This is a genomic window from Paenibacillus glucanolyticus NBRC 15330, from assembly GCF_004000885.1.
Lineage (GTDB): Bacteria > Bacillota > Bacilli > Paenibacillales > Paenibacillaceae > Paenibacillus_AQ > Paenibacillus_AQ glucanolyticus.
Map to the genome: position 1 here is coordinate 181,006 of NZ_BIMC01000010.1, position 25,020 is coordinate 206,025.

Annotated in this window: 21 protein-coding genes and 1 pseudogene; 4 read left to right on the forward strand and 18 right to left on the reverse strand. The window is 45.2% G+C overall.

Going from position 1 to position 25,020, the window contains the following annotated elements; all coding sequences use genetic code 11:
- Window positions 1-34: 34 nt before the first annotated feature.
- The 5 genes from PGL02S_RS16275 to PGL02S_RS16295 form a co-directional block, all read right to left on the reverse strand.
- Window positions 35-1,276 (reverse strand): MDR family MFS transporter, encoded by a 1,242-nt coding sequence (locus PGL02S_RS16275; RefSeq protein ID WP_036638320.1) that lies wholly within the window; start codon window positions 1,274-1,276, stop codon window positions 35-37.
- A 284-nt stretch (window positions 1,277-1,560) separates the two neighbouring features.
- Window positions 1,561-1,965: an NUDIX hydrolase gene (locus tag PGL02S_RS16280; RefSeq protein ID WP_036638322.1), complete on the reverse strand. Its 405-nt coding sequence runs from the start codon at window positions 1,963-1,965 to the stop codon at window positions 1,561-1,563.
- A gap of 31 nt (window positions 1,966-1,996) precedes the next feature.
- Window positions 1,997-2,455, reverse strand: a complete 459-nt coding sequence (locus PGL02S_RS16285) for a DMT family transporter (RefSeq protein WP_036638325.1) — start codon at window positions 2,453-2,455, stop codon at window positions 1,997-1,999.
- 39 nt (window positions 2,456-2,494) lie between these two features.
- Entirely contained in the window at window positions 2,495-3,196 is a 702-nt protein-coding gene (locus PGL02S_RS16290; RefSeq protein WP_036638327.1) for a Crp/Fnr family transcriptional regulator, read from the reverse strand.
- A 51-nt stretch (window positions 3,197-3,247) separates the two neighbouring features.
- Window positions 3,248-3,673 (reverse strand): DMT family transporter, encoded by a 426-nt coding sequence (locus tag PGL02S_RS16295; protein WP_006209895.1) that lies wholly within the window; start codon window positions 3,671-3,673, stop codon window positions 3,248-3,250.
- 369 nt (window positions 3,674-4,042) lie between these two features.
- On the opposite strand from PGL02S_RS16295, the gene PGL02S_RS16300 reads away from it, so the two are divergent.
- Entirely contained in the window at window positions 4,043-4,906 is an 864-nt protein-coding gene (locus tag PGL02S_RS16300; RefSeq protein ID WP_036638329.1) for a pentapeptide repeat-containing protein, read from the forward strand.
- Window positions 4,907-4,955: 49 nt separating this feature from the next.
- On the opposite strand, the pseudogene PGL02S_RS16305 reads toward PGL02S_RS16300, so the two are convergent.
- Together PGL02S_RS16305 and infC are read right to left on the reverse strand one after the other, a co-directional pair.
- A pseudogene (locus tag PGL02S_RS16305) lies at window positions 4,956-5,252 on the reverse strand (glutamate--tRNA ligase family protein); the annotation flags it as partial.
- Window positions 5,253-5,546: 294 nt separating this feature from the next.
- Window positions 5,547-6,035, reverse strand: a complete 489-nt coding sequence (gene infC, locus PGL02S_RS16310) for a translation initiation factor IF-3 (RefSeq protein WP_036638335.1) — start codon at window positions 6,033-6,035, stop codon at window positions 5,547-5,549.
- A gap of 179 nt (window positions 6,036-6,214) precedes the next feature.
- Between infC and PGL02S_RS16315 the strand changes: the two genes are divergently transcribed.
- Window positions 6,215-7,030 carry an alpha/beta fold hydrolase gene (locus PGL02S_RS16315; RefSeq protein WP_036638342.1) on the forward strand — a complete coding sequence of 272 codons (816 nt, stop codon included), beginning with the start codon at window positions 6,215-6,217 and terminating at the stop codon, window positions 7,028-7,030.
- 345 nt (window positions 7,031-7,375) lie between these two features.
- Here PGL02S_RS16315 and PGL02S_RS16320 read toward each other — a convergent pair whose 3' ends face one another.
- The 4 genes from PGL02S_RS16320 to PGL02S_RS16335 all read right to left on the reverse strand — a co-directional run bounded on the left by PGL02S_RS16320 (window position 7,376) and on the right by PGL02S_RS16335 (window position 13,496).
- Entirely contained in the window at window positions 7,376-8,125 is a 750-nt protein-coding gene (locus PGL02S_RS16320) for a metallophosphoesterase family protein (protein WP_306765997.1), read from the reverse strand.
- Window positions 8,126-8,309: 184 nt separating this feature from the next.
- The gene (locus PGL02S_RS16325; protein WP_255308641.1) at window positions 8,310-9,152 is read right to left on the reverse strand and encodes a CheR family methyltransferase; all 843 of its coding nucleotides are present in this window, start codon (window positions 9,150-9,152) and stop codon (window positions 8,310-8,312) included.
- A 36-nt stretch (window positions 9,153-9,188) separates the two neighbouring features.
- Window positions 9,189-12,827 (reverse strand): response regulator, encoded by a 3,639-nt coding sequence (locus PGL02S_RS16330; protein ID WP_036638380.1) that lies wholly within the window; start codon window positions 12,825-12,827, stop codon window positions 9,189-9,191.
- 228 nt (window positions 12,828-13,055) lie between these two features.
- A complete protein-coding gene (locus PGL02S_RS16335) occupies window positions 13,056-13,496 on the reverse strand; it encodes a GNAT family N-acetyltransferase (protein ID WP_036638347.1) in 441 nt (146 codons plus the stop codon).
- A 266-nt stretch (window positions 13,497-13,762) separates the two neighbouring features.
- Between PGL02S_RS16335 and PGL02S_RS16340 the strand changes: the two genes are divergently transcribed.
- The gene (locus PGL02S_RS16340; RefSeq protein WP_036638349.1) at window positions 13,763-15,709 is read left to right on the forward strand and encodes an elongation factor G; all 1,947 of its coding nucleotides are present in this window, start codon (window positions 13,763-13,765) and stop codon (window positions 15,707-15,709) included.
- 1,038 nt (window positions 15,710-16,747) lie between these two features.
- Window positions 16,748-17,617, forward strand: a complete 870-nt coding sequence (locus PGL02S_RS16345) for a cation diffusion facilitator family transporter (RefSeq protein ID WP_036638352.1) — start codon at window positions 16,748-16,750, stop codon at window positions 17,615-17,617.
- A gap of 61 nt (window positions 17,618-17,678) precedes the next feature.
- Here PGL02S_RS16345 and PGL02S_RS16350 read toward each other — a convergent pair whose 3' ends face one another.
- The 7 genes from PGL02S_RS16350 to PGL02S_RS16380 form a co-directional block, all read right to left on the reverse strand.
- Window positions 17,679-18,803, reverse strand: coding sequence for a nucleotidyltransferase domain-containing protein (locus PGL02S_RS16350; RefSeq protein ID WP_235187328.1), 1,125 nt, complete (start codon window positions 18,801-18,803; stop codon window positions 17,679-17,681).
- Window positions 18,804-19,045: 242 nt separating this feature from the next.
- Complete coding sequence (locus tag PGL02S_RS16355) at window positions 19,046-19,654, reverse strand: sugar O-acetyltransferase (protein ID WP_006209879.1); 609 nt, start codon at window positions 19,652-19,654, stop codon at window positions 19,046-19,048.
- Window positions 19,655-20,323: 669 nt separating this feature from the next.
- A complete protein-coding gene (locus PGL02S_RS16360; RefSeq protein ID WP_051449133.1) occupies window positions 20,324-20,812 on the reverse strand; it encodes a hypothetical protein in 489 nt (162 codons plus the stop codon).
- Window positions 20,813-21,201: 389 nt separating this feature from the next.
- Complete coding sequence (locus PGL02S_RS16365; protein ID WP_036638355.1) at window positions 21,202-21,870, reverse strand: HAD family hydrolase; 669 nt, start codon at window positions 21,868-21,870, stop codon at window positions 21,202-21,204.
- A gap of 247 nt (window positions 21,871-22,117) precedes the next feature.
- The gene (locus PGL02S_RS16370) at window positions 22,118-22,513 is read right to left on the reverse strand and encodes a hypothetical protein (protein ID WP_036638357.1); all 396 of its coding nucleotides are present in this window, start codon (window positions 22,511-22,513) and stop codon (window positions 22,118-22,120) included.
- Between the two features lie 255 nt (window positions 22,514-22,768).
- Window positions 22,769-23,200 (reverse strand): GNAT family N-acetyltransferase, encoded by a 432-nt coding sequence (locus PGL02S_RS16375; RefSeq protein WP_036638358.1) that lies wholly within the window; start codon window positions 23,198-23,200, stop codon window positions 22,769-22,771.
- A gap of 468 nt (window positions 23,201-23,668) precedes the next feature.
- A complete protein-coding gene (locus PGL02S_RS16380; RefSeq protein WP_036638359.1) occupies window positions 23,669-24,784 on the reverse strand; it encodes an aminopeptidase in 1,116 nt (371 codons plus the stop codon).
- Window positions 24,785-25,020: the final 236 nt, after the last annotated feature.

Here is a 25,020-nt window from a genome sequence, read left to right on the forward strand (position 1 = left end):
GGGCTTGCTCCCTTTTGCAAACACTATTCTCTTCCTACGCCCTGCCCTCTTCATAAATTCTGAACAGCAGGGTATACAGCACCGCACTGATCAGTGCTGCTGCCAGAATGATGGTGAAGATTCCCATAGGCGGCAGCCAAGCGGACAGGAATACCGTCACCGGTGCAAAAAACCTGCCGATCGTATACTGCAAACTGTCCGCCCCCATATACTGACCTCTTGCATGCTCGGGAGCATAACGGCTGATAAAGCTCTGTGTCACCGGAGAACGAACCATTTCGCCAAACGTGAACACCGTCGTTACAAAGAACAGGAACCAAATATTCGTGTGTAAACCAAGGGCAAACGTACCGATTCCGGACAACAGTGAAGACAGGACAAATACGTTGCGCTCCTTCCAATGGTGGAACCATTTTGTGATCGGGATCAGAAACAGGACAAACAATAGTCCGCTATACCCCAGCAGCCAGCCTAATATTTCTGTGCTCGACAGCATAAGCGAATTTCCGTTCCAATGGATCAGTGCTTGGGAAGGTACATAATGGATGACATACACCGCTAAATACATATCCAATTGCATGATCGTCACAAGCGCAAAGATCCCCGCCAAAATATACAGCAGAAACACCTTATCCCTGAATATGATGCCATAGCCTCTCCATTGTTCCTTGAATGCATGTTTAATCGAGGCTGAACGTTCCGTGATTCTCGCTGACGCTGGCAATGTTTCATGAACAATGAAGTATATGGAGATGAAGTATGCCAGCAAAACGATGGAACAGGACCACAAGAGCTCTTGCCGATATTGGAAGAAAAAAACAGCCCCGAGTGCCGGACCCAGTACAGCGCCCACATTGTTGGCTGTCGTAAACATGGCGAATACTTGTCGCCGTTCTTGTGCCGGAACCAGATCCGCCACCATCGCCGTGCTGGCCGGTCTATAGATAGCTCCGCCGAATCCAATCGCTATAAAAGCCGCATAATCCATCCAATGTGAAGGCGATAGCGCAAACAGCGCAAACATGAGCGTTTGTAACGAAGCACCGAGCAGCATGATGGGCCGTCGGCCTAACCGATCCGCCAAGGCACCCCCAAGCAGGTTGCCGATAATGCTGAATATCGGGGGGACCGTCATTAGAACACCCGCGATATGATTGCCCAGAGACTGACCAAAATAAACCGTTATGAAGGGAAAGTACATCCAATACAACATATTGAACAGCCCTTCGCCCAACAACCGGACCTTTAAATTGTTATCCCATAATCGTATGTGCACAAGACTCCCTCTTTCTATCCAAACAGCGCATGGTAAAAAGCTTCCGCGCTAACACGTCTCCCGGCCGGGTATTACAAACTATAGAGCATTTCCCTGCCAAAATATAGACTTATAATGAGGGCTGAGTTATACTAATAATATCAAAGCCGAATATACAAGTATTTAATTTCGATGCCCCATAAAACGAACATTTGTTCCACATATAATAAGACGCTCCGGTCGGAGCGTCTTTTTTAGTGCATTCATATATGCCATTATCATGCTGTTCCAGCTTGCCTGAAGGCTCAATCAGCCAGCATCTTCTCGTTATGCAAATAATCAAAAATCATCTGACAAACGGCGGATACACGTTCCCTGTCCTTATAAGTGAACCAAGCTAATGCTTCAATCTCCGAAGCTGGGTTCAGCTCTCCTTCATAGTCCGCGGTGTAACAGGTCATCGTTACTTGAACGCCCTCTAATTTACCGTGAGCGGCCGCATGAAAGCTGTCGACGCGCGCTGCCGTCTTTCTGTTGATTCGAACAGACAGCTCCTCCTCGATTTCTCTCACCAGCGTATCGATATCGGATTCTCCCGGTTCGCGTTTCCCTCCAGGCAGATAATAGGTGTCCTTGCCTTTGGAACGAGCAGTTAATATCCTTCCATCTACGATATGAAGCCAGGCGATTTTATCAATCTCCGTATTCATATGGATTCCTCCTCATCATTTCAACGCGTGTTTATGCCGCCTCTTGCTGCTCATGTTTCCCGCCCAGTTTAAAAACCATGATGCCTCCGACAATAACGACAACACCGATCAGTTGGTTCATCGTAAAGGGAACCTTCTCCAGGCCTAACCAGCCGAGGGAGTCCCATAACAAAGCAAAGCCGAGCTGTGAGGTCATGACGATCGAAATAGCGAACGTTGCTCCCAGCAGCCTTGTCGCCTGCACGAGACAGATCACCACACCGACACCGATCAATCCGCTGATCCAGTACCACGGCTCCATATTTTGAATATTAAACGTACCCTTACCCTCCACGATAAGACTCATGCTTAATGAAGCCACAAAGCCCATGCCTAACACCAAGGTGGTTGTGGACCATGATCCTGTTTTTTCATTGACTCTATTATTGAAGATATTTTGCAGACTGACCAGTGAACCTGCGATAAGTGCTAATATTAATCCTGCTATCATGCTCGATCTCCCTTGCTGAATGATTCATATTGTTGCGTGTTACTCTTCATAAATATTGCCGCCGGCTACAATTGTCAAAGCTTCTCGATTCTTAATCAGAATGAATCCCTTGCGGCGTTCAATCAGACCCTCTTGGCTAAATTTCAAAATCACGCGGTTTAAGTGCCGGTAACTGGTTCCGAGTAAATTCGCGATATCGGTGAGGTTGAATGCGGTTGGATCATCTGTCTTGAGCGTGTCCGAATCCTCTACCGAGACCGACAGCAAATAACTGGCCAACCGCACCTCTACCGGATGCAGCAAATTAAAGCTTAGGAAATTGGATTTAATATAAAATTTTTGTGTAATGATGCGCAATAAAAATTGCAGCAGCGGCGAATGCTCCTGTCCGTATTTTCGTAACCAGCGATAATGCACGCCAATCATGTACACGGGCGAGACGGCTTGAACCGTATTAATCATCGGATTCCCTTGGATATATTCAATATCTCCAATCACCTCAAGAGGTGTTTTGAAGGAAAGAACGAGGGCTTTGCCTTCCGCAGAGGTTGTGTATATTTTGATTTTCCCCTGGACAAGGATGTACAGCATTTCGGCAGGTTCTCCTTGCGTGCAGATGATATCCCCCTGATCGAAGCGATACAACACCAAATAAGGCATTAACTCCTCATGAAACACGGACTCCATCTCATGGTTCAGCAGAAAGTTTCGCAGAAGCTCTGCATTATGAATTTCCTTCACGTTTCTATCTCCCTCTCCAGCCTTCCAATCTTCGGCACCAGCCGTGCCTCATCATAATTTTATAATGACCACTCCAGCGATCATCATCCCGATGCCAATGAATTGTGGCAAACTCATCCTCTTCTTCACCACTCCGAACCAGCCGTTGCTATCGATCAGGAAAGTCAAAAATAGCTGCGCTATTAACAATGCAGATATCGTTAACGTAACACCGATATTCTGAATGGCCGTAACTTCACTGAATATAATGGGCGCTCCCAAGGCTCCTCCAATCAGATAAAGCGGCTTTACCTGTCCAAATCCTTGCTTGCTTCCGTCCCGGACGAACAGTAGAATAACCAAAGCCATCATGAATCCGGTCAACTGCGTTACCGTTGCGGCTTGCCAGGTGCCCATATCCTGACTGATCCGGGCATTCGCTACGCCTTGCAGTGTAATGCAAGCTCCGCCAATGAATGCAAATATAATTCCCCTCATGGTTCAAACTCCTTCATATATATAGGTCTGTATACTATTAAAAGTGAAATGGCTGAACTCAGGAAAGGACATATGTCCTGAAATGGTTTAAAACCTGCATGCTCTCCTTATAAGAAATCACGAATTCCATTATATACTATCCGTCAACTTTGCATTTAACATACAAATAAGCTGCCCGCGTTTCTTGACAACTTAAGTTTTATTCGTATAGCACGCCCCATTTACGCCCCCTCATATTAATCGTCTTGCATGGTATAAAACAGTTATAACCAAGTTTGCTTATATGGTGCGGCCATCATTATGTTTTACTATAAATATATAAATGTAAACCGCTTTACATATTGGAACGGGAAGGAGCTCCTGTAAGTGATGTTAGACAGACAAGACCATGCTCACAATGAACGCAACCGTATGAATCTGCAATCCGACTGCAGCAGCTGCTTTGGATTATGCTGCGTCGCTCTGCCCTTCGCGGCCTCGGTTGACTTTGCCATGAATAAAGATGGCGGGACGCCTTGTCACCATCTGCAATCCGACTTTCGCTGCGGCGTTCACGGCAGCTTGAGGCAGCGCGGCATGCGAGGCTGCGCCGTATTTGATTGCTTCGGAGCGGGACAGATGGTTTCGCAGGTTACCTATAACGGCCGTGATTGGAGGCAAGCTCCGGAAACGGCACAGGAAATGTTCAATGTATTCCCGGTCATGCGACAGCTTCATGAACTGTTATGGTACCTGAACGAAGCCATGACATTGCAGCCTGCGCAGGAGATACATTCCAATTTAAGAGAGGCACTGGACGAGACGAAGCGGTTCACTCTGCTTCCACCCGAATCCCTGTTACGGCTGGATATCTCAGCACACCGGTCCGAGATGAACCGGCTGCTCCTTCAAACAAGTGAACTCGTACGGGAGAATGCGCGCCGTTTACACAGAGATAATCCTGTCCGCCGGAAGATCGGCAGCCGTGGAGCCGATCTCATCGGAGCTAAACTGAAAGGAGCCGACCTGAGATACGCGAACTTAAGAGGCGCATATCTGATCGCCGCAGATCTCAGTGGAGCTGATTTGAGAGCCGCTGATCTGATCGGTGCGGATCTCAGGGATGCCGATCTAAGGGGAGCTGACCTGACGGACAGCATTTTCCTTACCCAGTCCCAGCTTAATGCAGCGAAGGGCGACGCCAATACCAAACTGCCACCCTCCCTGTCACATCCGATACATTGGGTGGATTAAGCCTAATGAGGGACGGTATATCATATGAAATGGGTCACGAACGTACCAAAATCTCCGGCGTATACCCGAGCCACGCGATATCCTCCTGGATCGCTTGTACGTATTTTACATCCTCCTTCAGAGGATTCGTATCGTCAAACCGAAGGTTGAATGTTCCTTGAAATTGGCTTGCTATGGAATGGTTGATGTGTATGGCATAAGCGCTGCCAATGTGCAGGTAGCCGTTAGGCTCAGGCGGAAAGCGGGTGGCCACGGGTCTGTGGTACACTCCCTTTTCAATATCTTCCTTAACCATTCTTGTCAAAAAATTCACCGTTTCTTCTCCCAAACTCTTATCATGAATCATGCTGAGCTCCTCCTTCGAATTCATCCCGAATAACTTCCTGAAAAAATAAAAAAATCCCGTCTCCAAGACATTAGTCTTGGGGACGAGATTGGTTTCGCGGTGCCACCCCTGTTTACCGATATATCACGATATCAGTCTTATCGGGTACGGCTATCACAAAACAAGCTTATACCCTAGCTCTGTAACAGGAGCTCCTGTCGCACCATCCTATCTATAAATAAAAAAGTAAACCGTAAGCGTCACTTAAAATCGCAAAAAATCTTATGAAAATCCCTCCGTTAAACGGTCCAGGAATCAGATTGGCAGCAATTTAACGGTAGCCAACTTGCCGCTGACCTGAATGCCGGTCTCCTTCTTGCCGACCTCGGCCAGATCATGGACCAGACGCTCAAGCAGCTTGCGGGCTGCTTCTCCCTCCTTGCCTTGAATGCGGATGACCGGCTGCACGGCTTTATCCGCTGCAAGCAGCTTATGCATTTGTGACAGCTTGGTATCGTAGTCGTGCTCCTCGATATGTACAGACAAGCGGAATTCCTTCACTTTAATTGGACCGGATGTTTCATTATGGCCTTTCTTTTCCTTCGCAGCCACCTGCTTAGCCTGCCCCCGGCTCACCAGCTTACATGGCGGCGGGCTGCTAAACAAAGAGGTACACACCAGATCGGCTTTGTGGCTCTTGGCCAGTGCGAGCGCCACTTCCCTTGTGACGATGCCCAGACTCTCGCCGTTTAACCCGGTAAGTTCAACCTCGCGTGCCTTTATCTTTTCATTCATAATCAACATAAACAAATCCTCCCATCATACGTGTCTCTCCCATTTCTTCTCTTGATAGAATAACATATTCCCTTATCTGCATGGATTGTTTTAATAATGACAATAGTTGTCACTATTATGGGTTATAGTTGAACTACAAACAACAACAAGCAATGGGATAGGTTCCATTGCCCTAAGGAGGATATGATATGCAGTCCGCTCAGGATATTCAATCAACCAAACGCAAGTATTTTCAATCAGGCAATTTGAAACTCTCCTACCTCGATTATGGTGGCGAGAGTCATAATGTTCTCCTTATGCTGCATGGGCATATGAATGATGCCGAAACCTTCACGAAATTAGCCGCAAAGTTTACGGATTGGCGGGTGATCGGGCTTGACCAACGCGGTCACGGCTGGAGTGAGCATTCCCCGGATAAAAATTATTCAAGAGAGAGTTATGTGGAGGATATCCACACCTTGATTACATCCGAGTTAAAGGGACAACAGGTAACATTGCTCGGACATTCTTTAGGAGGTATCAACGCATACCAGTTTGCCGCCCGGTATCCGCAGTACGTTAAAGCCGTTATCGTAGAAGACATCGGGGCTGAGATTGACGTCGACATGTCCTTTATCGGGAACCTGCCGGAACGATCAGATACACTAGACGACCTTAAAGAGGCTCTTCTGCGTATTGGCCTAAGAAATGTCGATTACTTTGCTGAAAGCGTATTTGAAGATGAGAGAGGCTGGGGCTTCCGTTCAGATCTTCAGGGAGTTCCGGTTTCTGCACAGCATACGAAAGGCGACTGGTGGAAGGATTGGTTGGCCTCCACTTGCCCGATCCTGCTTATTCACGGCAAACAAAGCTTCGCCTTGGACGAAGCCCATGCCAAGTTGATGGCAACTCGGAGACCTCATACTTCTCTCGTTGTTTTTGAACAATGCGGCCACGATATCCATTCTACCGATTTGGAAGGATATACCCAGGCAGTGAAGGAGTTCCTAGACACGCTAACATAAAAAATCCAAACAGATAGCAGGCAGCATAACGAGAAGAATGTTGAAATTTTTTTATTTAGGATAGACTTTCAAGATAACATTCTCCCTGAAACTACGTAAGCGTGGTGATAAGAGTATGCAGCTGCTTGGCAGAATACTCATCTTTATCCCTCTATTCTTGATTTTTTACTTATTAGGTAGGTTTGTGATATTTGATATCATAAATTTTGACAAGCGCATTTTTCAAAATGTTTTTGTCCGCTGTAATGGTGGATAAGCTAAGAAATAGCAGGGATTATTAGTCTTACTAGCAAACACCTTTACTCGACGAAATTACACCCTTTTGTCGACTTAAGGTGTTTTTTTTCATTCCTCGAGGTTCTGCTTTAACGGGACATAATAGGTTTGGTAAACCTCTCCTTCCCTGATTTCCAGGCAGTTCAGCTGTTTGCCGTACACGCATGCCCCATCAATGCCAATCTTGTCTCCATCCTCACTGAACCAAACCTTCTCGGATGCATGCAGGTTGATGGCCGGCGTATGCCCGAATACAACGGTTTTGGGAAGACGGGTCGGATAATTATAGAACTTGTCGCGAATCCATATGAAATCATCCTGCACCTGCTGCTTCCAATCCTCCACAGCCGGATTAATCCCGGCATGCACAAAGATGTGGGTGTCTGTCTCATAATATAGCCGGAGTGTATTGAGGAATGCGAGATGATGTTCATAATGCTTCTTAATATAGGCTTTACCCTCGTTATACTTGTCCCGCTCCATTTCACCTTCAAAGAAATCAGCGCCGCAGTAACTCTCAATCGTATGTCGCGCACCGTTGCGAATCCAGCGCGAATTCACTTCCTCCGTATCCAGCAGAATAGCATCCAGCATCATCTGATCATGATTCCCGCGAAGGGTGATGACTCCGCAATCTTGCAGTGCCATTACCTGTTCCACAACTTCCTTGCTTCGCAGTCCCCGGTCCACGTAATCACCAAGCAGGATGAGCCGATCTTCATCCGGATCAAAACAAACGTCTAACAATAACTGATTAAACTCATCATAACAGCCATGAATGTCACTAATAGCTAAGACCCGAATCGTGATCCCCTCCACTTCTTAGGAAATGATATAAACCCAAACACCCATAAATTGTACATTCTAATTAGGTATTCTAGCATAATCTTATCATTCGCGAAGAACACTTCTATACGGCCTGCCGTGGATCTCACATAAAAAAAGGCGCTCCATCAAGTCCTATTGACCCGCTGGGAACGCCTCTTTTAGCTTGCAGTCATCTCTATTTTATTTTTCGATACAGCTTTTCCCTGTCATCCATCGCTTCATAACAGTGGGTGTAGGGATTAAACAGAATGGATTCCTTATCCCCAAGAACCAGAAAGCCCAGTTTAGCCAGACTCTCATAAAAAAGCTGATGTGCGCTGTGCTGCAGCTCTCTATTGAAATAGATGAGCACATTGCGGCACAGAATGACATTGAACTCATTAAACGACTGGTCCGTCACCAAATTATGTCTGGCGAACACGGTATTTTTCATCAATGAAGAATGAAAGATAACCGATTCATGCTGCGCTGTATAATAATCCGCAAAATCCCGCATTCCGCCGGATCGGATATAATTCTGCGTGTATGCCTTCATGTTACGCAAGGGAAAGATGCCTTTTTGCGCCGATTCCAGCGCATCGTCATCAATATCCGTTGCGTAGATACGCGCTTTGTCATACAGGCCTTCCTCTTGGAGAACAATCGCCATGGAGAGCACCTCCTCGCCCGTAGAGCACCCCGCATGCCAGATGCGGATATGCGGGTATGTCCGCAGGTACGGCACCACCTTTTGCCGAAAGGTCAAATACATGGAAGGATCCCGAAACATCTCCGTGACATTCACCATGAAGTAATTCACAAGCTGCTGCATACTGTCCGGTTGATAAAGCACTCTGGGAATGAGAGAGGCAATCGATTCCTCACCCATCCGCTGCATGCCATGTCGAATCCTGCGCCGGATGTAATCATACGCATAATTTCGAAAGTCATAACCGTACATCCGATAGATAGCCTGCAGCAGCAGCTCTACCTCAATCTTCTCGCGTTCCGCATATTCATCGTTGACCGATGGATTCATCATCTCATCCTGGTTGAGAATAATCTTCTGCCTCCTCTATGTGTAAAGCCATACCTTCAGCAAGGACAGCAGCTTCTCGACATCAATCGGTTTGGTGATGTAATCGGAAGCACCCGCATCAATGCAGCGCTGACGGTCTTCCTTCATGGCCTTCGCTGTCAGGGCGATAATCGGCAGCTTGTCGAATTGCGGGATCTCTCGAATCGCCTTCATCGTCTCATAACCGTCCATTTCCGGCATCATGATATCCATCAGCACCAGATCAAAATTGTGATCCTTCTGGAGCATCTCAAGCGCTTCCCGCCCGTTTTCTGTGAAGACCACGTTCAGTTTATAGGATTCCAGCACACTGACCAGCGAGAAAATATTACGGATATCGTCCTCCACCAGCAGAATCCGTTTTCCTTCGAACGCATCTTCATTGTTATACAGCTTACGCAATAGATTGCGTCGATCTTCCGGTAAATTGGCCTCTACCCGGTGCAGGAACAACGCCGTCTCGTCAAACAGCCGTTCCTGCGATTTCACGTTCTTAATGATGATGCTCTCCGCATATTTCTTCAGTTCGATTTCTTCCTTCATATCCAGTTCTTTACCCGTATAAATAATAATCGGCAGCTGCTGAAGATGCTTGGTCTGCCGAATGCGGTCCAGCAGCTCGAAGCCCGTAATGTCAGCCAGCCCCAAATCCAGTACCATGCAGTCAAAATGCTCCCGCCCCAGCTCGCGCAGTGCTTCCGCCCCCGTGGAAACGGCCGTTATGATGACATCATCATGGCCAATCAGCTCTACCATGCTGCTGCGCAGAATAACATCGTCTTCAACAATCAGCAGCCGCTTGAGATCACGATCCACAAAGGTTTCGATATGAGCCAAAGCTCCCTCAATCTGATTCTTGTTGGCCGGTTTCTTCAGGTAGGCCATTGCCCCCATGCTTAAGCCCTGCTGCGGCTCATCAACCACGGAAATGACATGCACCGGAATATGGCGCAAATCCGGCTGCTGCTTCAGCCGCTCGAGTATGGTCCAGCCATCGATGACAGGCAGCTGAATATCAAGCATAATGGCATCCGGTTTATAGGTATGCGCAAGCGCCAAGCCCCGGTCCCCTTTCAGCGCAACAATCCCTTTAAATTTATGTGCGCGAACGATATCCAGCAGTATTTTCGCAAAATGGATATCATCCTCAATGATTAATAAGATCCGGTCGCCAGGCTTAATATGTTCCCGGTCGTCCTCCATTTCGGAGACGGTCAACAGATCGGGATCGGATAATTCAATATCCGTTGCCAGAACCTCTTCCGAAGACGAAGAAGATGAGGGTACGCCCGGGATAACGGCTTCCTGGGCAGCGGCAGCTTCCTGAATACCTGATGCCTCTGGTAGAACCGGAGTTTCCGGCACATATAGCGTGAAGGTGCTGCCTGTGCCTTCCTGGCTTTTAAAATCAATGTATCCGCCAATCAATCCAGCCAGCTCGCGGCTGATTGTAAGCCCAAGTCCCGTGCCGCCGTATTTGCGGTTAGTGGATCCATCCGCCTGCTGGAACGCCTGGAAGATGACATCCTTTTTATCCATCGATATGCCGATGCCCGTATCGGTCACGGAGAATGCAGTCCATCCCCCTTGACTCATTTCACTGAAAGGCTGTTGATGATTCGTACGGGTTACCTGCAATGTTACAGAGCCCTGGCTGGTAAATTTGAAAGCATTGGATAACAAGTTCTTCAGAATCTGCTGCACGCGCTGTACATCGGTATGTAACGAATGAGGCAGACCCTGCTCCATCTCGATATGGAACTCAATGCCTTTTTTCGCCGCAAGCGGCTCGAAGCTGCGCTGCAGGGTTTCCTTAATCTCTTCGAGAATAACAGGCTCCAACTCAACCTTCATCTGTCCCGCCTCTACCTTCGACAGGTCGAGAATATCATCAATCAGATGCAGCAGATCATTGCCGGAAGAGTGAATCGTTCGCGCGAAATCCACCTGCTTCTCATTCAGGTTCCCTTCCTTGTTCCCCATCAGAATTTCGGACAAGATCAATAAACTGTTCAGCGGCGTCCTGAGCTCATGGGACATATTCGCCAAGAACTCCGATTTATATTTCGATGCAGACTGCAGGTCGGAAGCCTGTTTCTCCAGCATGAAGTTCTGCTTCTCAATCTCGTCTTTGATTTCTTCAATCTTGCGCATATGCGCTTCCACTTGCTCCGTACGGTTGCTCAGCTCCATATTGTTCTTCTCCAGCTCTTCTTGCTGACGCTGCAGCCGTTCTTCGGATAGTTTCAAGGCCTCGTTGGACGCCTTCATCTCATCTTGCTGTGACAGCAGCTCATCCGATTGTGCCTTTAGCTCTTCCGTTTGCACCTGAAGTTCCTCGGACATCGCCTGAGACTCCTCCAGCAGACGCTTGACTTCCATCTGGGCAAGAACGTTATTCATCGCAATGCCCAGCGTACTCCGTGCCTGATCTACCAGCTTCAATTGTATTGGAGTAAAGGCTTCTAGCGAAGCAAGTTCAATAACCCCTTCAAGCTCTCCTTCATATTCAACAGGAAAAATGAGAATGCTGCGCGGGGCAGATTGCCCGAGACCGGTCGTTATTTTCACGTGATCATCAGGAATCGCTTCCATAACGATGGTTCTTTTCTCAACGGCGCATTGACCGACCATACCCTCACCCATATTGAATACCGAGGCGCCCATATCGGTGCCTGAAGCAGCGAATGAAGCCGTCTTATGAAGCTTGTCACCCTTCCGCAGGTAAAAAACACCATAGGAGGCGTTGACCAGATGTGCCATTTTGGTAATGAAGGCCTCGGCAAGCGGGTTGATATGGCTAATGCCTTGATACGAGATAGCTACATCCCCGGTACTGGTCTGGAGCCAGCTTTGTCTCTCGTGATTTTCGAGCAGCCGGTTGGTGGCTTCACCCAAATCCCTGACCTCATCCTTGGTTCGAACCACAATACGCTTGGAGCGTAAATTGCCTTCGGAAGACGCAATGTCCGAAATCGCATGGACCACTTCCCGGATCGTGTTCACGATAGACTTCGAAATCACCACGCCAACTGTAATGGAGAGAACAATGACCAATGCCAGAACAATATAAAGCACGTTTTTGAAGTCCGCGTTTTTTTGATCGAGCTCATCTACGCGCTTCTGTGTCAGACTTTTCTCCGTGCTGCGGAAATCTGCCAGCTGTGACCGCATTTGATCAACGATTTTTTTACCCGGGTCCTCCATGAAGAATTGAAGGACTCCTTCGTTGTCATTCGCTTTTTTCATAGCAACAACGGACTCTCCAGCGGTATCAATCCATTCTTCGATGTTGGCCTTGATCTCCTCCAAACGATTCTGCTGATCGGGATTATCGGCTATTAACTCATGGAGATTGGAAAAATCCTTCTGCCAATTGGCCTGTCCGTCTGTATAGGGTATTAAGTATCGGTCATCCCCGGTAAGGGCAAAACCTCTCTGTCCTGTCTCCATATCGAGCACATGTTTTTCAATCTGATTCGTCAAATTGTGAACTTCAATATCATGCTCCACGATAAAATCAATCTCTTTCTCAAGAGATGAAATTCGATCGCTGAGAACAAAGATGGAAGCTCCCAGAAAAATAACGATGATCAAATAACCAAGCACAATCTTTGATCCTATGGTAAGCCTCATATTATGTAACACGTTTTTCACTTCCCTTTCCCCGGCATCCATCCTTTTTTGAGGAACCAAACCATAAAGAAGAATACGCCGAACCCTTTCATCGAAAAAAGGACTTGGCGTAATTACGGATACTTCTGGCACATGTCGTACTCGAAGCTTGATATGATAATGTCTCTATCACTCACGTTTAAGTTTACGATAGTTTCTATGATGATGTCTAGATTACATAGGGGGCTTTTATATATAACTATATTTGGCCATCGCATCTCCCCACGGAGCATAACCCGCTTCCTGGAACCCCATTTGGGTGTATACCGTTTTGGCCCGCTCATTCTCGGGTTTATAACATAACATCACATGGTCTGTTCGGTCCGAAGCCTTTCGAATCTCATCAAGAACGAGCCGAATCGCAGGTTTGGCATAATGCTGCCCTTGAAACCTGCCGTCGATCATAAACCGGTATATCCAGTAGTTATCATCGCAAGAATGAGGACCGTACATGACAAAACCAATCATCTCGTCATCATGATAGATCGCCCTGGTTTCGAATCCTTCCATAAATTGTGCCTCGGCTATCGAGTATAGATTAGGTGCAATCCATTTCTCTTGTTCCGGCTTGGGTTTGAGACGGATGCAATCCTCCCAATTATCTTTATCTATGACATGAAGTGTTATCAAGTGCAAGACCCCTTCAATATGGTTTATGCCTCTATCCTAATCCAATGCGAGCTATTTTTCACGGTATTAAATATGTAAATCCAAATAGAGCTCTTCAAAACAAGATAATTAATAATTATAAGCGTTTGTTCCATATTCCGAACATGCTGCGACGGATAAACTAAAGTTAACTTTATTTAAATGGAGGCGTTTATCTATGCGGCAATTCAAAAACCATACCCAATCGAAAGGACTACAAAACATGAAACGAATGAGGGTTATACTATATGCAGAAAATATTGAATATTGGGGTTCTGGCCCATGTTGACGCCGGTAAAACCACACTAACAGAGCAAATTCTCTACCGATCCGGTATCATTGAGCAGGCTGGCTCGGTCGATCAGGGCAATACAACCACCGATTCCCTCGAAATTGAGCGAAGACGGGGAATTACGATTAAATCCGCGGCGGTATCGTTCACGCTGGGTGATCTTAAAGTCAATCTCATCGATACGCCGGGGCATGCGGATTTCATCTCGGAGGTCGAGCATTCCTTAAGTGTTCTGGATGGCGTCATTCTGGTTATTTCCGCCGTTGAAGGTGTACAGGCCCAAACCCGGGTGCTTAAACAGAGTTTGAAGGAACAAGGTATCCCTACCCTACTGTTCATGAACAAAATCGACCGAATGGGTGCGGACTACAACCGAGTTCGTACCATGCTGCGGAATCTGCTGGATGAACATATTTGTGAAATGAGCCGTGTTGATAATGAAGGCAGCACATCCGTTCACGTGGACATGGCAGATCCCCATAACTCAGGTTGGCTGGAGATCCTGGCGCTGCTTAACGACGAGCTGCTGCAAGATTACGCTCATGATGTTCCTGTATCCAGCGAACGGCTGAAGGAAGAATTGCGCAAGCAAACCCGGCAGGGTAAAGCTTATCCCCTGTTTGCCGGCTCCGCCGCCAAAGGAGTTGGCATGGAGCCGCTGCTAGCGGCACTGAACGACTTTTTCCCGGTTAACGACCCGTCTGAGCTGAATCATGAACCGCTATCCGGCTTGGTGTTCAAAGTGATTAAACAGCCGAACGGGGAACGGAATGTCTATTTTCGGCTGTTCGCCGGGAAAGTCCAGGCCCGTGATGAAATCTCGGTTACGTCACAGGACGGACAAACCACGATGCTTAAAGTGAAGCAGCTGCATGCACTGCAGCATGGAAAATCCGCTCCGGCCGGTCATATTGATGCAGGGGATATCGGCATCCTGATCGGTAGCGAGCTAAGGGTCGGCGATGTTATCGGAGCCGTGTCTGACAAGATGAAGGTTGTTCACTTTCAGAAGCCACCCATTCAGGTCCATGTCTCAACGAAACAACCCGAAGACGAACATAAACTGCACAATGCACTAAGCGATCTGACCGTTGAGGATCCATTTCTGCAGTACGTTCAGGATACAAACACAAAGGAAAACATCATCCATGTGTTCGGCAAAGTCCAGCAAGAGATTCTGGTAGAGACGCTTCAGCGGCAATACGGCATCGAAGCTGTTTTTTCAGCTCCCCGGGTCATTTGCATCGAGAAACCCTGCGGTGTCGGAGAAGCTGTTGAATATATAGGGGAGTGCCCATTCTATGCAACCGTCGGCTTGCGGGTTGAACCGGGAGAACCGGGATCCGGTCTGCAGTATCGCTTGGACGTTGAGCTGGGCTCCCTTCCTCTATCCTTCCAGAAAGCGATTAAGGATACCGTCATTGAGGTGCTTCAGGAAGGGCTGTACGCATGGTCCGTAACGGATATCATCGTGACGCTGACGCATACCGGTTACGCAAGTCCCGTATCCACGGCCAAGGATTTTCGCAGCTTAACCCCGCTTGTCCTTATGGAAGCGCTGAACCAAGCCGGGACGGAGGTATACGAGCCCATGAATGATATCCAATTCATCCTGCCGGAAAGCAGCTTAAGCAAAGTTTTATCCAGGTTAGCTGCACTTGAAGGAACCTACCAGGAACCTGAATTCCGTAACAACGTCGTTCATCTTCATGGCACGATTCCTGTGCGCACTTCCGACGAGCTGAAATCAGAAGTCCATTCCCTGACAAGCGGTGAAGGCATGCTCTCCGTTAGACCAGGCGGCTACGTGAAGGTGCAGACCACCATCCCTGAGAATAAACGGCGACAAGTAAATCCGCTGAATCGCGGTGAATATATGCTTCACTTGAATAAGATCATGTAATGAAGAGAAGCAGGCACAATACACCACAGAAGAAAATTCCCTCCGCCCAAGCGAAGGGAATTTCTTCTGTCTAACACCATATCTAATAAGCGAAAAGATAAGTTCGAGCACGCTACACTTACGAAAGGCGGCGAACAACCCAATCATTATTCATATAATCTGAATATTATACTATGAAGAGGTAAGATGATTCTTAATCATGATATATCAGGAGGCTAGACGCTATGCCTGCAATAATAGGGGTTCTTTCCGTTATACTGATGTTGCGCGTCGTTAAACGCAGATCCCGGAGGAATAATCGCTAAGCCACCTTTCCCTCCCATACCCATAAGAAAACCGCCAGTTCTCCTACTGGCGGTTTATTGTTTATGTTTATGTGTATGTGTATGTGTATGAAGAACCCCATGGACCGGTACTTATCCTGTACAAATGCAGCCACCTTTCTTGTTCAGATTCATTTATAAGCACGATTTCGCCATATTTGTCATCCACAATGAATTATTACTGAATCTATTGATATTCTGGTCCGTAAATACCTCCTCACAATAATTATAGGCGGCACATGAAATGGAAGCATGCCTATGCCTATTCTCGTTCTCTTTTCGCGGAGGTTGTGGGTCTAAGCTGGTTTCAAGTGTAAGTAAGATCAATAGTCCGATAATCCACCAGTTCATGTTAAGGTAACCGCCATTCTCTCTTTTTCGCACGAATACCAACCTTTCATCCCTGCAGCTTATGCTGGGTTATTTCTGCGATCTAGTAGACCTTGATCATCATCCATAGTGGTTCATCCCCCTATCATATCCGTTCAATAACGATAACCTCCAGCAAGCCAAGTTGTTTGTTAAGCTGTTATACTTAATTAACGCTTCAAGCCCCATCGTAGTCTCGCTCTATCTTTCTTAGTCTGGTGCAACTCTTTTTGCCCCTTGTCAATTATTAAGAGAGAGGAAAAAACGTTGCTCTAGACCCACCCATAATCGGCTTGGTAATATAGTCAGGTACTATTCAGGGGCGTGCGGAAGGAGTCGGCTAGATGTGGAGCAACAACGTTTCAATGATTTAAAATTAGGTGAAAAAGGTGCCATTATCAGTATCATTGCTTATATATGTTTATCTGCAATCAAACTGTTCATAGGCTATACCGCGAACTCCGAGGCCCTGCGGGCGGACGGATTAAATAACGCCACGGACATCGTGGCCTCCATTGCAGTCTTGATCGGACTTCGATTGTCACAAAAACCGGCTGACCGGGATCACCCCTACGGACACTGGAAAGCGGAGACGGTGGCGTCCTTAATCGCTTCCTTTATTATGATGGCCGTAGGTATCCAAGTATTGTACGGGGCCATATCTTCCGTATTTGAAGGAAATCATGAGTCCCCTGATCTCATATCCGCGTGGACCGGTATCTTTTGTGCCATTGTGATGTTTATGGTTTATCGCTATAACAAACGACTCGCAACGAAAATAAACAGTCAAGCCGTTATGGCAGCCGCCAAGGATAACCTCTCGGATGCCTGGGTCAGCATCGGTACGGTTGTCGGTATTGTTGGCGCCCAATTTCATGTGCCATGGCTTGATCCGCTAACTGCCGTCCTGGTCGGCTTTCTGATATGCAAAACCGCATGGGATATCTTCCGCGATGCCTCTCACCATTTAACCGATGGATTCGATGAGAACATCATTAAGAGTTATAAAGAAACGGTGAAGCAGGTTTATGGAGTAAAGGGAGTCAAAGACATTCGTGCAAGAAATTATGGCAGCAACACAGTTGTCGATATCGTTATTCTCGTAAAATCAAATCTGGATATCCGGGTTGCTCACGATATCTCGGATCAAGTGGAGCATGAGTTAAAAGAAACGCACGGCGTTTATGATGTTCATGTTCATATCGAACCGAATTAAGCTTCCAACAGACGACAAAACAAGGTCCGGCCGTATCTACACTGGCCGGACCTTGTTTTGTCTATTTTGCGTCTTCGAGCGATTTTTCAAGATCAAGCTTAAATTGCTCCAGCGTCTCATAACGAATGATGGTAACTCCCTCCTCGATGAGGAGTTTCTCCAGACCCGATTCCAGGCATAGAACCGCTTCGTAAAGCGGAGCGAAATTGCCGGGATCCAGCACTGACACCAGATCCGGCAGCCCTTTGCTGAGATAAACCTGTTGGTAGTTCAGACTTGAGTCTAATGAGGTCGGCCAATACCCATGTTCAGCGTAATAAATAAAACGGGCGATCTCATCTTGGGCACCAATCGACCAGAAATAGGCGATTGGATAATTCCCAGTTTCACAGGCCGTCTTGAGTTTATCCAGAATCCCCTTCACTTCTTCATAAAATCCCTTCATTCGGTCCGGATAAGAGGGCTGCCCCGTTAGCGCAGCTTTCTCCTCGATCAATAACGAAAGCATACTCTCGACGAGATGTTCGCATGCATCGCGAATGCTCTCTGCCGAATCTGCACACATGATGAAATCCATCTGTTCTTCCAAACAGGCGGGTTTTAGCGCAAAATTCATGATCTGGCTTTGGTTCTTGCCCCAGCCGCTCTTGAGATAGGCTCTATTGAGAAGTGCCAGACTCGAAAGCACCTGGATTAGTACATCATGAGCTTCATTGCGGTAGTATGTGATGTTTCCCTCGCATGGCGCCTTCCCGAGCTTATACAAATGAAGATACACGGCACGTAACTGTTCTTCGGCTTTATCAATAAACGACTGCTGGCTCGGAGGCATATCGATAATCGTTTGCTGCAGCTTCTTAAAGCGTGACAGATCCTCATCGCTCCGCGAATACAGCAGAATCGAGTCCGCGATGATGGAGGTGTTCGTTTCCTGATAGGTTGCCATGCGTTCGGCACGTTCCCAGCTGATCGGCCAGAAATCGAAGCTGATATCTTGCATAACAAACTGTATACTTGCACGATAACCTTTTGGCGTGGCCGGTATGAAGAAAAAATCCAGATCCGATCGCTTGGTAGCCGTGCCCTGTGAGTATGATCCGTAATAGGCAACAATTGCGATATCCTGTGGATAATTATTTTTGATATGATCCACCAACGTTTCAGCGACGTCCATTATATGTAACACCAGGATTCCCCCCTTTCAAATTCGAATGGCTTGCTCTATGATAACAGAACGGATTCGAACATCTTAAGGGAAACTTCAAGTATAGTTTAATTTTACACTCCGTAATAAAAAGCCAATGAGCAAAATGAGCAGACATGTAAAAAAGAGTGATGCATATTAGTCGAGCCTAATGTGCATCACTCTTTTATGAACGCCTTAGCAAGGAGGATAAACCTCCTCCAACAGCGTGATCCTAGCGCACTTTAGTAGTCTTCCACGTCGAATTTCCTATCTTTATAATAATACGGTCGGTCCTCTTCCGTAATCGTTCTTAAGACTCTGCACGGATTCCCGACAGCGATCACGTTGTCCGGCAGGTCTTTGGTAACCACGCTGCCTGATCCGATGACTACGTTATGACCGATGGTTACACCCGGATTAACGACCACGTTAGCACCTATCCAGACGCTGTCGCCTATGGTAATGGGGATCCCATACTCATATCCTGAGTTTCTTGAATCCGGATGAATCGGATGTCCAGCCGTGATGATGGATACATTGGGGCCAAACATGACGTTATCCCCAATCGTCACCTTGCCTACATCCAGGATCGTACAATTGAAGTTGGACATAAAGTTATTCCCAACCTCAATATTTTTGCCATAGTCACAATGAAAAGGCGGTAAAATATTAAGATTTGATCCGGCTTTTCCCAGAATGCTTCTCATAATCTCATCTATTCTCTCCTTCTCCTCGGGAGGACATAGATTATATTCGCGGATCTTCTTCTTGTTCGCTAATTGTTCTTCAGCAAGTCCATCCATCCATGCTTTATACGGAAGACCAGCCAGCATTCTCTCTTTATGGTTCATCATTTCTTCTATAATCTCCTTTATGTAAATGATGTTGGTCCATGCTATTGTACCAAATAAGCCGCTTGCGCTTAAATCCGCTGGATAAAGCGGTCTCCTCAACACGGTTATCCAGTATCAGCTTCCTTTGGTGGTGTCATGACCAATGAAGAAAGCCCGGCCATATTTCTATTGGCCGGACCTTTCATCGTCTATTCTGTATTTTCGATCGACTTTAGCGCCGTGTCGAAGACTTAGCCTCGCAGGGTTATCTGCTGCTCATGCTTCTCCGAATAAGCTTCTGTAGATTAAGAGACCTATATGTATCGATATGTTAATACTATGTTATCTGTAGCTTTACACTTCTCATGCCATTTCGACATTCACGACGTCTCATCGACTTTAAGGCCGAAAGCCTGAGTGGGTTTGCGGGCAGTTAGTCAGTGCAGATGTCTCTGTTGTCTTTAATTACAGGCAATAAATAATCGAGAATTTCAGAAACTCTGTCAAATAAGTTTTCGTTAAATGCTACGCCCCAGCATTCTTCCCCAGCTTTTTGAAATGAGGTCATTTTCATCATTTTGTAAAGGAGGCTCGAGGATATTCAATTAGCTTTACTCCGACTTTCCTCATACCAGATGGTGAAATTGGCCCGCAGTGCGAATATCGTGTTATCCAAAATCCTCGTCTTCATTGAGACACCCTAAATATGTCTTTCATTATTGTTTGTCTAACTTTTTCACTTGATTGCTCTAACATTTGTACCAACTGACTTGCATAATAAGATACATAAGAAGAATCTATTTTAGATTCTTCATCAAAAAAATTTTCAGGGTATTCGGATCGGCTAATATCTTCTTCTCGAACTGCACCAAAATATTCAAATACATATTGAAATCCGGCATTCTTAATTAGTTCATCAACTACTTGTTCTATTCTTTCACGGCTTATATTATCTACAATGACTACTGGAGAAGATCCGCACCAATATGCCCCGTTTAAACAATGTCCATTTTGCAAATAATCTTTTCTAATTGATTCAATACATTTGATGGTATAGAAATTTGAAATCCATTTTGTTGAATCAGGGAATGTGACGACTACATCCACCTGAGCATCTTCTACATCATCTGCCCATCCTTCTGCACCTATATGAATATGCCTTCTTTTTTCAAACATATTTTCCACTCCTTGTCTTTTAGCCCTCATACATATCAATCTTTTTTTGAAGGATATCACATAACGTTCTTACATTCTATTCGAGAGGCTTAAAAGAGCGATCAGCGACTGGGTGCGCAGCACATAGCCTCGCAGGATTGTCTGCTGATTCACTTCTTCGAATCACCTCTTGCAGACCAAGGGGCCGTTAGGGGACGCTGCGTGAATACTATGTTAGGCGGAGTTCAATTGGAATATCACAAAATTTGTTCGATCTCGGCCGGCCGCGATGCGGTTGGGTGAATGGATGTGTCCCGGCGATCACTTCTCCGATTTTTCTTCCGGGACCGAGGCAGTTTGACTGCCTATGAGTGAACACATTGTTATACAAAGATCACTACTTCTTTGTATTACTCGCAATTCCATTGTTCTATAATTGTTTCGATTTCTAGCAAATCTCTTACTAGTCCATCATGTTCAAATTGATCTGTATAATAAGTATCTTCCTTCCAGATCCCCTTCATACCAGCATTCTTACTTGCAGTGACATCATTAATTGGATGATCACCTACATATACACATTCCTCAGGTAATACTTTCATCAAATCAGCTGCTCTAAGAAATATAGCTGGGTCAGGTTTTCTAAGGCCCTCTACCTCAGAGATCAATATCACTTCAAAGTACTTCTGTATTCCTAGAGCGTGGATATTACTAGATTGAAAGTCACTGAATCCATTAGTGATCATCCCAAGCTTGTAATCTTGTTCTTTGAGCTTTTCAAGTATTTCAAAGGTATTTGGAAATGGTATAGCATACTTACAAAATCCATTTTTATAATCAGCTAATAACTCATTCCAATCAAGTTGCAGATCAAATTCCTTTATTAATTCCTGGTAGACCCTATCCTTCCAAACATATCCCCGATTATCCAGTTCAATAAAGCGATTAATGTAGCTCTCCTTATCTATATTCTTAGCCTTCTTTATGATCCGTTCATATTGATCGACAATGAATTCATATAGTGAACTGTTACGGTTTAATATAGTACCATCAAGATCAAAGATAATTGATCGAATCATATGTTTTTCCGCCTTTCAATGCGTTTCAGTGATGTTCGCCTAACGTTCCTGTATTCATGACGTCCCATCGACTTAAAGCGACGAATGTCGCCGGGCGCGATGTGCGCTTAGTCGGTGAGGATGTGTCCGGCTTATTGCGCTTCCCTGCAACTGAAATGCCTCACGGAATCCACTTCTAACTTCATGCCGGACCGAGGCAGCTTTTCTGCCGAAGCGTGAATATACTGTTATACGATGTCCTTGTCTTCTAGAACTGCCACCAAATCTGCTCTTCACCTTTATTTCTTTGCCCTTTATATATTAAATCTCCATCTTTTTCTGACTTTATATCAAAATTAATTTGATAGCTTCTTCTAAACAGGTTTAAATCTGTAATTCCTCTTTCTATTTCATCAAAGAAATCAAAGACTAATTCTTTTGCTTGTTCATTAGTTACTCTATCTTCTACCATAATTCTAATATTGATCATACCATCACTTGAACTCGAACTCGTTGCAGTAGTAGTAACTAGCTCTTTACTATTCATGGTCTTTTCCGCTTTAACTAATGAATCTACTAATTGATTAAAATCGATTTCATTATTATTGTTACAGCCAACTGTAATAAGAGAAAATAAAATTATTGATACTATTAAATACCTCATTTAATCTCCTTCTCTTAATGATTTTACAAGGATTTCACATAACGTTTATGTATTCCCGAACCGAGAACCTTAAGGCCCGAAGGGCGGCCCGCGACGCGGTTAGGCTCGCAGGGTTGTCCGCCAACGCTTCCCTGTACCTCTGAATTCTATCCGCAGTGAAATCCCTTCGCTCTTGGCGCACCAAGGGGCAAACGCCCCGCTGCGGGAATATGGTGTTATGTAATATCTGCCTCATCTTCGAAAAACTTTCAAAAATTATAAGTACTTCTTAAAGGCTTTACTCGAATCACCATCATAACCTAACTTTGTATAGAACTCGTGTGCTTGCTTCCTCGAAGCTCCGCTGGTTAAAAAGACCTTAACGCAATCCCTTGAAATACACAGATCTTCAATATGCTTCATAATGAGCGATCCATAACCTAGACCTTGTCTGTTTCCAGATACAACTACACGTTCTACAACCCCAAAAGGTTGTGACTCTATCAACGCATCTAAACATAGATGCAGATGTGCAGTTGCAACGATCTCTTGGTCTACTTCGCAAATGAACAAGAAACTATTAGGATTTTGTTTAATTTCTTCTATTCTATCTTCCAACACTTTTATTTTTGTGTTGTTTGGAAGCAATTCTTTATATAGTCGTTCAATCGCTTCGGCGTCCTTTGTTTCAGCTTCACGAATTATCATTCACATTCTCCTCTGTATTTAGGCTTATTTCACATAACGTTTGTATATCTACGAACCCGAGGGGATTAAGGGAGCAACGCGACCGGGTCCGACGGACTTAGCCTCGCAGGGTTGTGAGCTGATTCTACTTCCCTGACTACCTCATCTTGCGAACCAAGGGCGTAGCCCGCAGTCTAGATACTGTGTTAGGCGATGTATCTGCCTTCTTCGATTACACTTTCCTAATAATGAGCGCTTCTTCAAACTCCTCTATCTTATCCATGTCTCTTCTAATTCTCTTAATCTATGAAAACGTACAATAGTGAAATTACTACCAATGCCTTCACTAAATATCTGATTTTGCAAAGATAGACCCTAGTTCTCCATTTTTTTTATGTAGCCCAAAAAAGAGAAAATGGATTATTTAGAACTTTCTATACTTTTGAAGGGGTCTTCTAAGTAAAGGATGTAAATATGAAGTCAATATCATCACTTTAAGTTTTCAGGGTTTAATCCTTTTAAAATATCAGGAATAAACATTCCATCTTTGCGGATTAATATATCATCAAACCATATCTCTCCACCGCCATATTCTGGCCTTTGGATATTAACAATATCCCAGTGAAGCTCGGACCAATTTTCATTTCCAGGTGAACTAACTGGAACACATCCAGGTGTAAAGTGAAAGCTTCCCCATATTTTTTCATCAAATAAAGTATCTTTCATAACATTCTCAATATATGGATTAAGACCAATTCCAAATTCACCAAAATACCTCGATCCTTGATCCGTATTCAGTAATTTATTAATTCTTTCTGAATCATTTCCGGTAGCATGTATAATTTTGCCGTCCTTAATTTCAAAACGAATGTTCTCGTAAGTGAAGCCCTCTTTTAAAGAAGGTGTATTATACGAGATAACTCCGTTGACCGAATCCTTAACTGGCATTGTATACACTTCTCCATCTGGAATGTTCATAATTCCTACGTCTTTAATAGAGGGCATGCCTTTAATCGAAAATGTTAAATCTGTTCCTACTCCTAAAATTCTTACTTTATCTGTTCGATCCATTAATTCAACTAGATTATCCATAGCTACATCCATTTTTGAATAGTCCAGATTACATACATTAAAATATAAATTCTCAAAATCCTCTGTTGACATGTTCGCCTGCTGTGCCATGGCATGATTGGGATAACGAAGAATACACCATTTTGTATGAGTGTAACGTCTGCCATTGATCTGTTGTGAGTAATATTTTCTAAACAAGCCCATTTTCTCAGGAGAAACACCACTTAGTTCACTCAAATTCTCCCCAGCTCTAATAAGTATATAGGCTTGCATATCGTTTACTCGATTTAGGTCGTAAGATGCCATTGCTATTAATTGTTCTTCAGTACAATCAATCAAAATCTCTCTTAATAACTCATGATTATTTATTAATAGAAATGGGACTCCACCTACGAAATAAGACTGCCTTACCAATTCTTTGGCCAAGGGAATTTCCAATCCATCCACCTCAATTAGTATTTTTTCCCCTCGTTGCAGCTTCACCGAATATTGAATAAGATTTTTAGCGAGTTGTTCAATTCTTGGATCTTTCATTGTTAGTCTCCTTCAGTACTTCATTATATTTGTTGTTCATATTATTGTTGATAGTATTTGGATACATGTAGATGTTTATCATACAATAATTTCGTCTAACGTTATGGCATTCACGAACCCTCACTGGCTTAAGCAGCCGGTCGATCGAGCGCAACGATCGGTCTGCCGGGTCGAAGACTTAGCCAGTGCAGGGTTGTCCCCTGAGTATATGCTCCCCTGCTTCCACCTCGGGGGGG

Bases quoted from the DNA above. Each gene is read 5' to 3' on its own strand.
- PGL02S_RS16380 (WP_036638359.1), bottom strand. From the start codon at position 24,784: ATGAAAGATCCAAGAATTGAACAACTCGCTAAAAATCTTATTCAATAT.
- PGL02S_RS16300 (WP_036638329.1), top strand. From the start codon at position 4,043: ATGTTAGACAGACAAGACCATGCTCACAATGAACGCAACCGTATGAAT.
- PGL02S_RS16330 (WP_036638380.1), bottom strand. From the start codon at position 12,827: ATGAGGCTTACCATAGGATCAAAGATTGTGCTTGGTTATTTGATCATC.
- PGL02S_RS16340 (WP_036638349.1), top strand. From the start codon at position 13,763: ATGCAGAAAATATTGAATATTGGGGTTCTGGCCCATGTTGACGCCGGT.
- PGL02S_RS16370 (WP_036638357.1), bottom strand. From the start codon at position 22,513: ATGAGGTATTTAATAGTATCAATAATTTTATTTTCTCTTATTACAGTT.
- PGL02S_RS16315 (WP_036638342.1), top strand. From the start codon at position 6,215: ATGCAGTCCGCTCAGGATATTCAATCAACCAAACGCAAGTATTTTCAA.
- PGL02S_RS16365 (WP_036638355.1), bottom strand. From the start codon at position 21,870: ATGATTCGATCAATTATCTTTGATCTTGATGGTACTATATTAAACCGT.
- PGL02S_RS16375 (WP_036638358.1), bottom strand. From the start codon at position 23,200: ATGATAATTCGTGAAGCTGAAACAAAGGACGCCGAAGCGATTGAACGA.
- PGL02S_RS16285 (WP_036638325.1), bottom strand. From the start codon at position 2,455: ATGATAGCAGGATTAATATTAGCACTTATCGCAGGTTCACTGGTCAGT.
- PGL02S_RS16295 (WP_006209895.1), bottom strand. From the start codon at position 3,673: ATGAGGGGAATTATATTTGCATTCATTGGCGGAGCTTGCATTACACTG.
- infC (WP_036638335.1), bottom strand. From the start codon at position 6,035: ATGTTGATTATGAATGAAAAGATAAAGGCACGCGAGGTTGAACTTACC.
- PGL02S_RS16325 (WP_255308641.1), bottom strand. From the start codon at position 9,152: ATGAATCCATCGGTCAACGATGAATATGCGGAACGCGAGAAGATTGAG.
- PGL02S_RS16280 (WP_036638322.1), bottom strand. From the start codon at position 1,965: ATGAATACGGAGATTGATAAAATCGCCTGGCTTCATATCGTAGATGGA.
- PGL02S_RS16360 (WP_051449133.1), bottom strand. From the start codon at position 20,812: ATGTTTGAAAAAAGAAGGCATATTCATATAGGTGCAGAAGGATGGGCA.
- PGL02S_RS16355 (WP_006209879.1), bottom strand. From the start codon at position 19,654: ATGAACCATAAAGAGAGAATGCTGGCTGGTCTTCCGTATAAAGCATGG.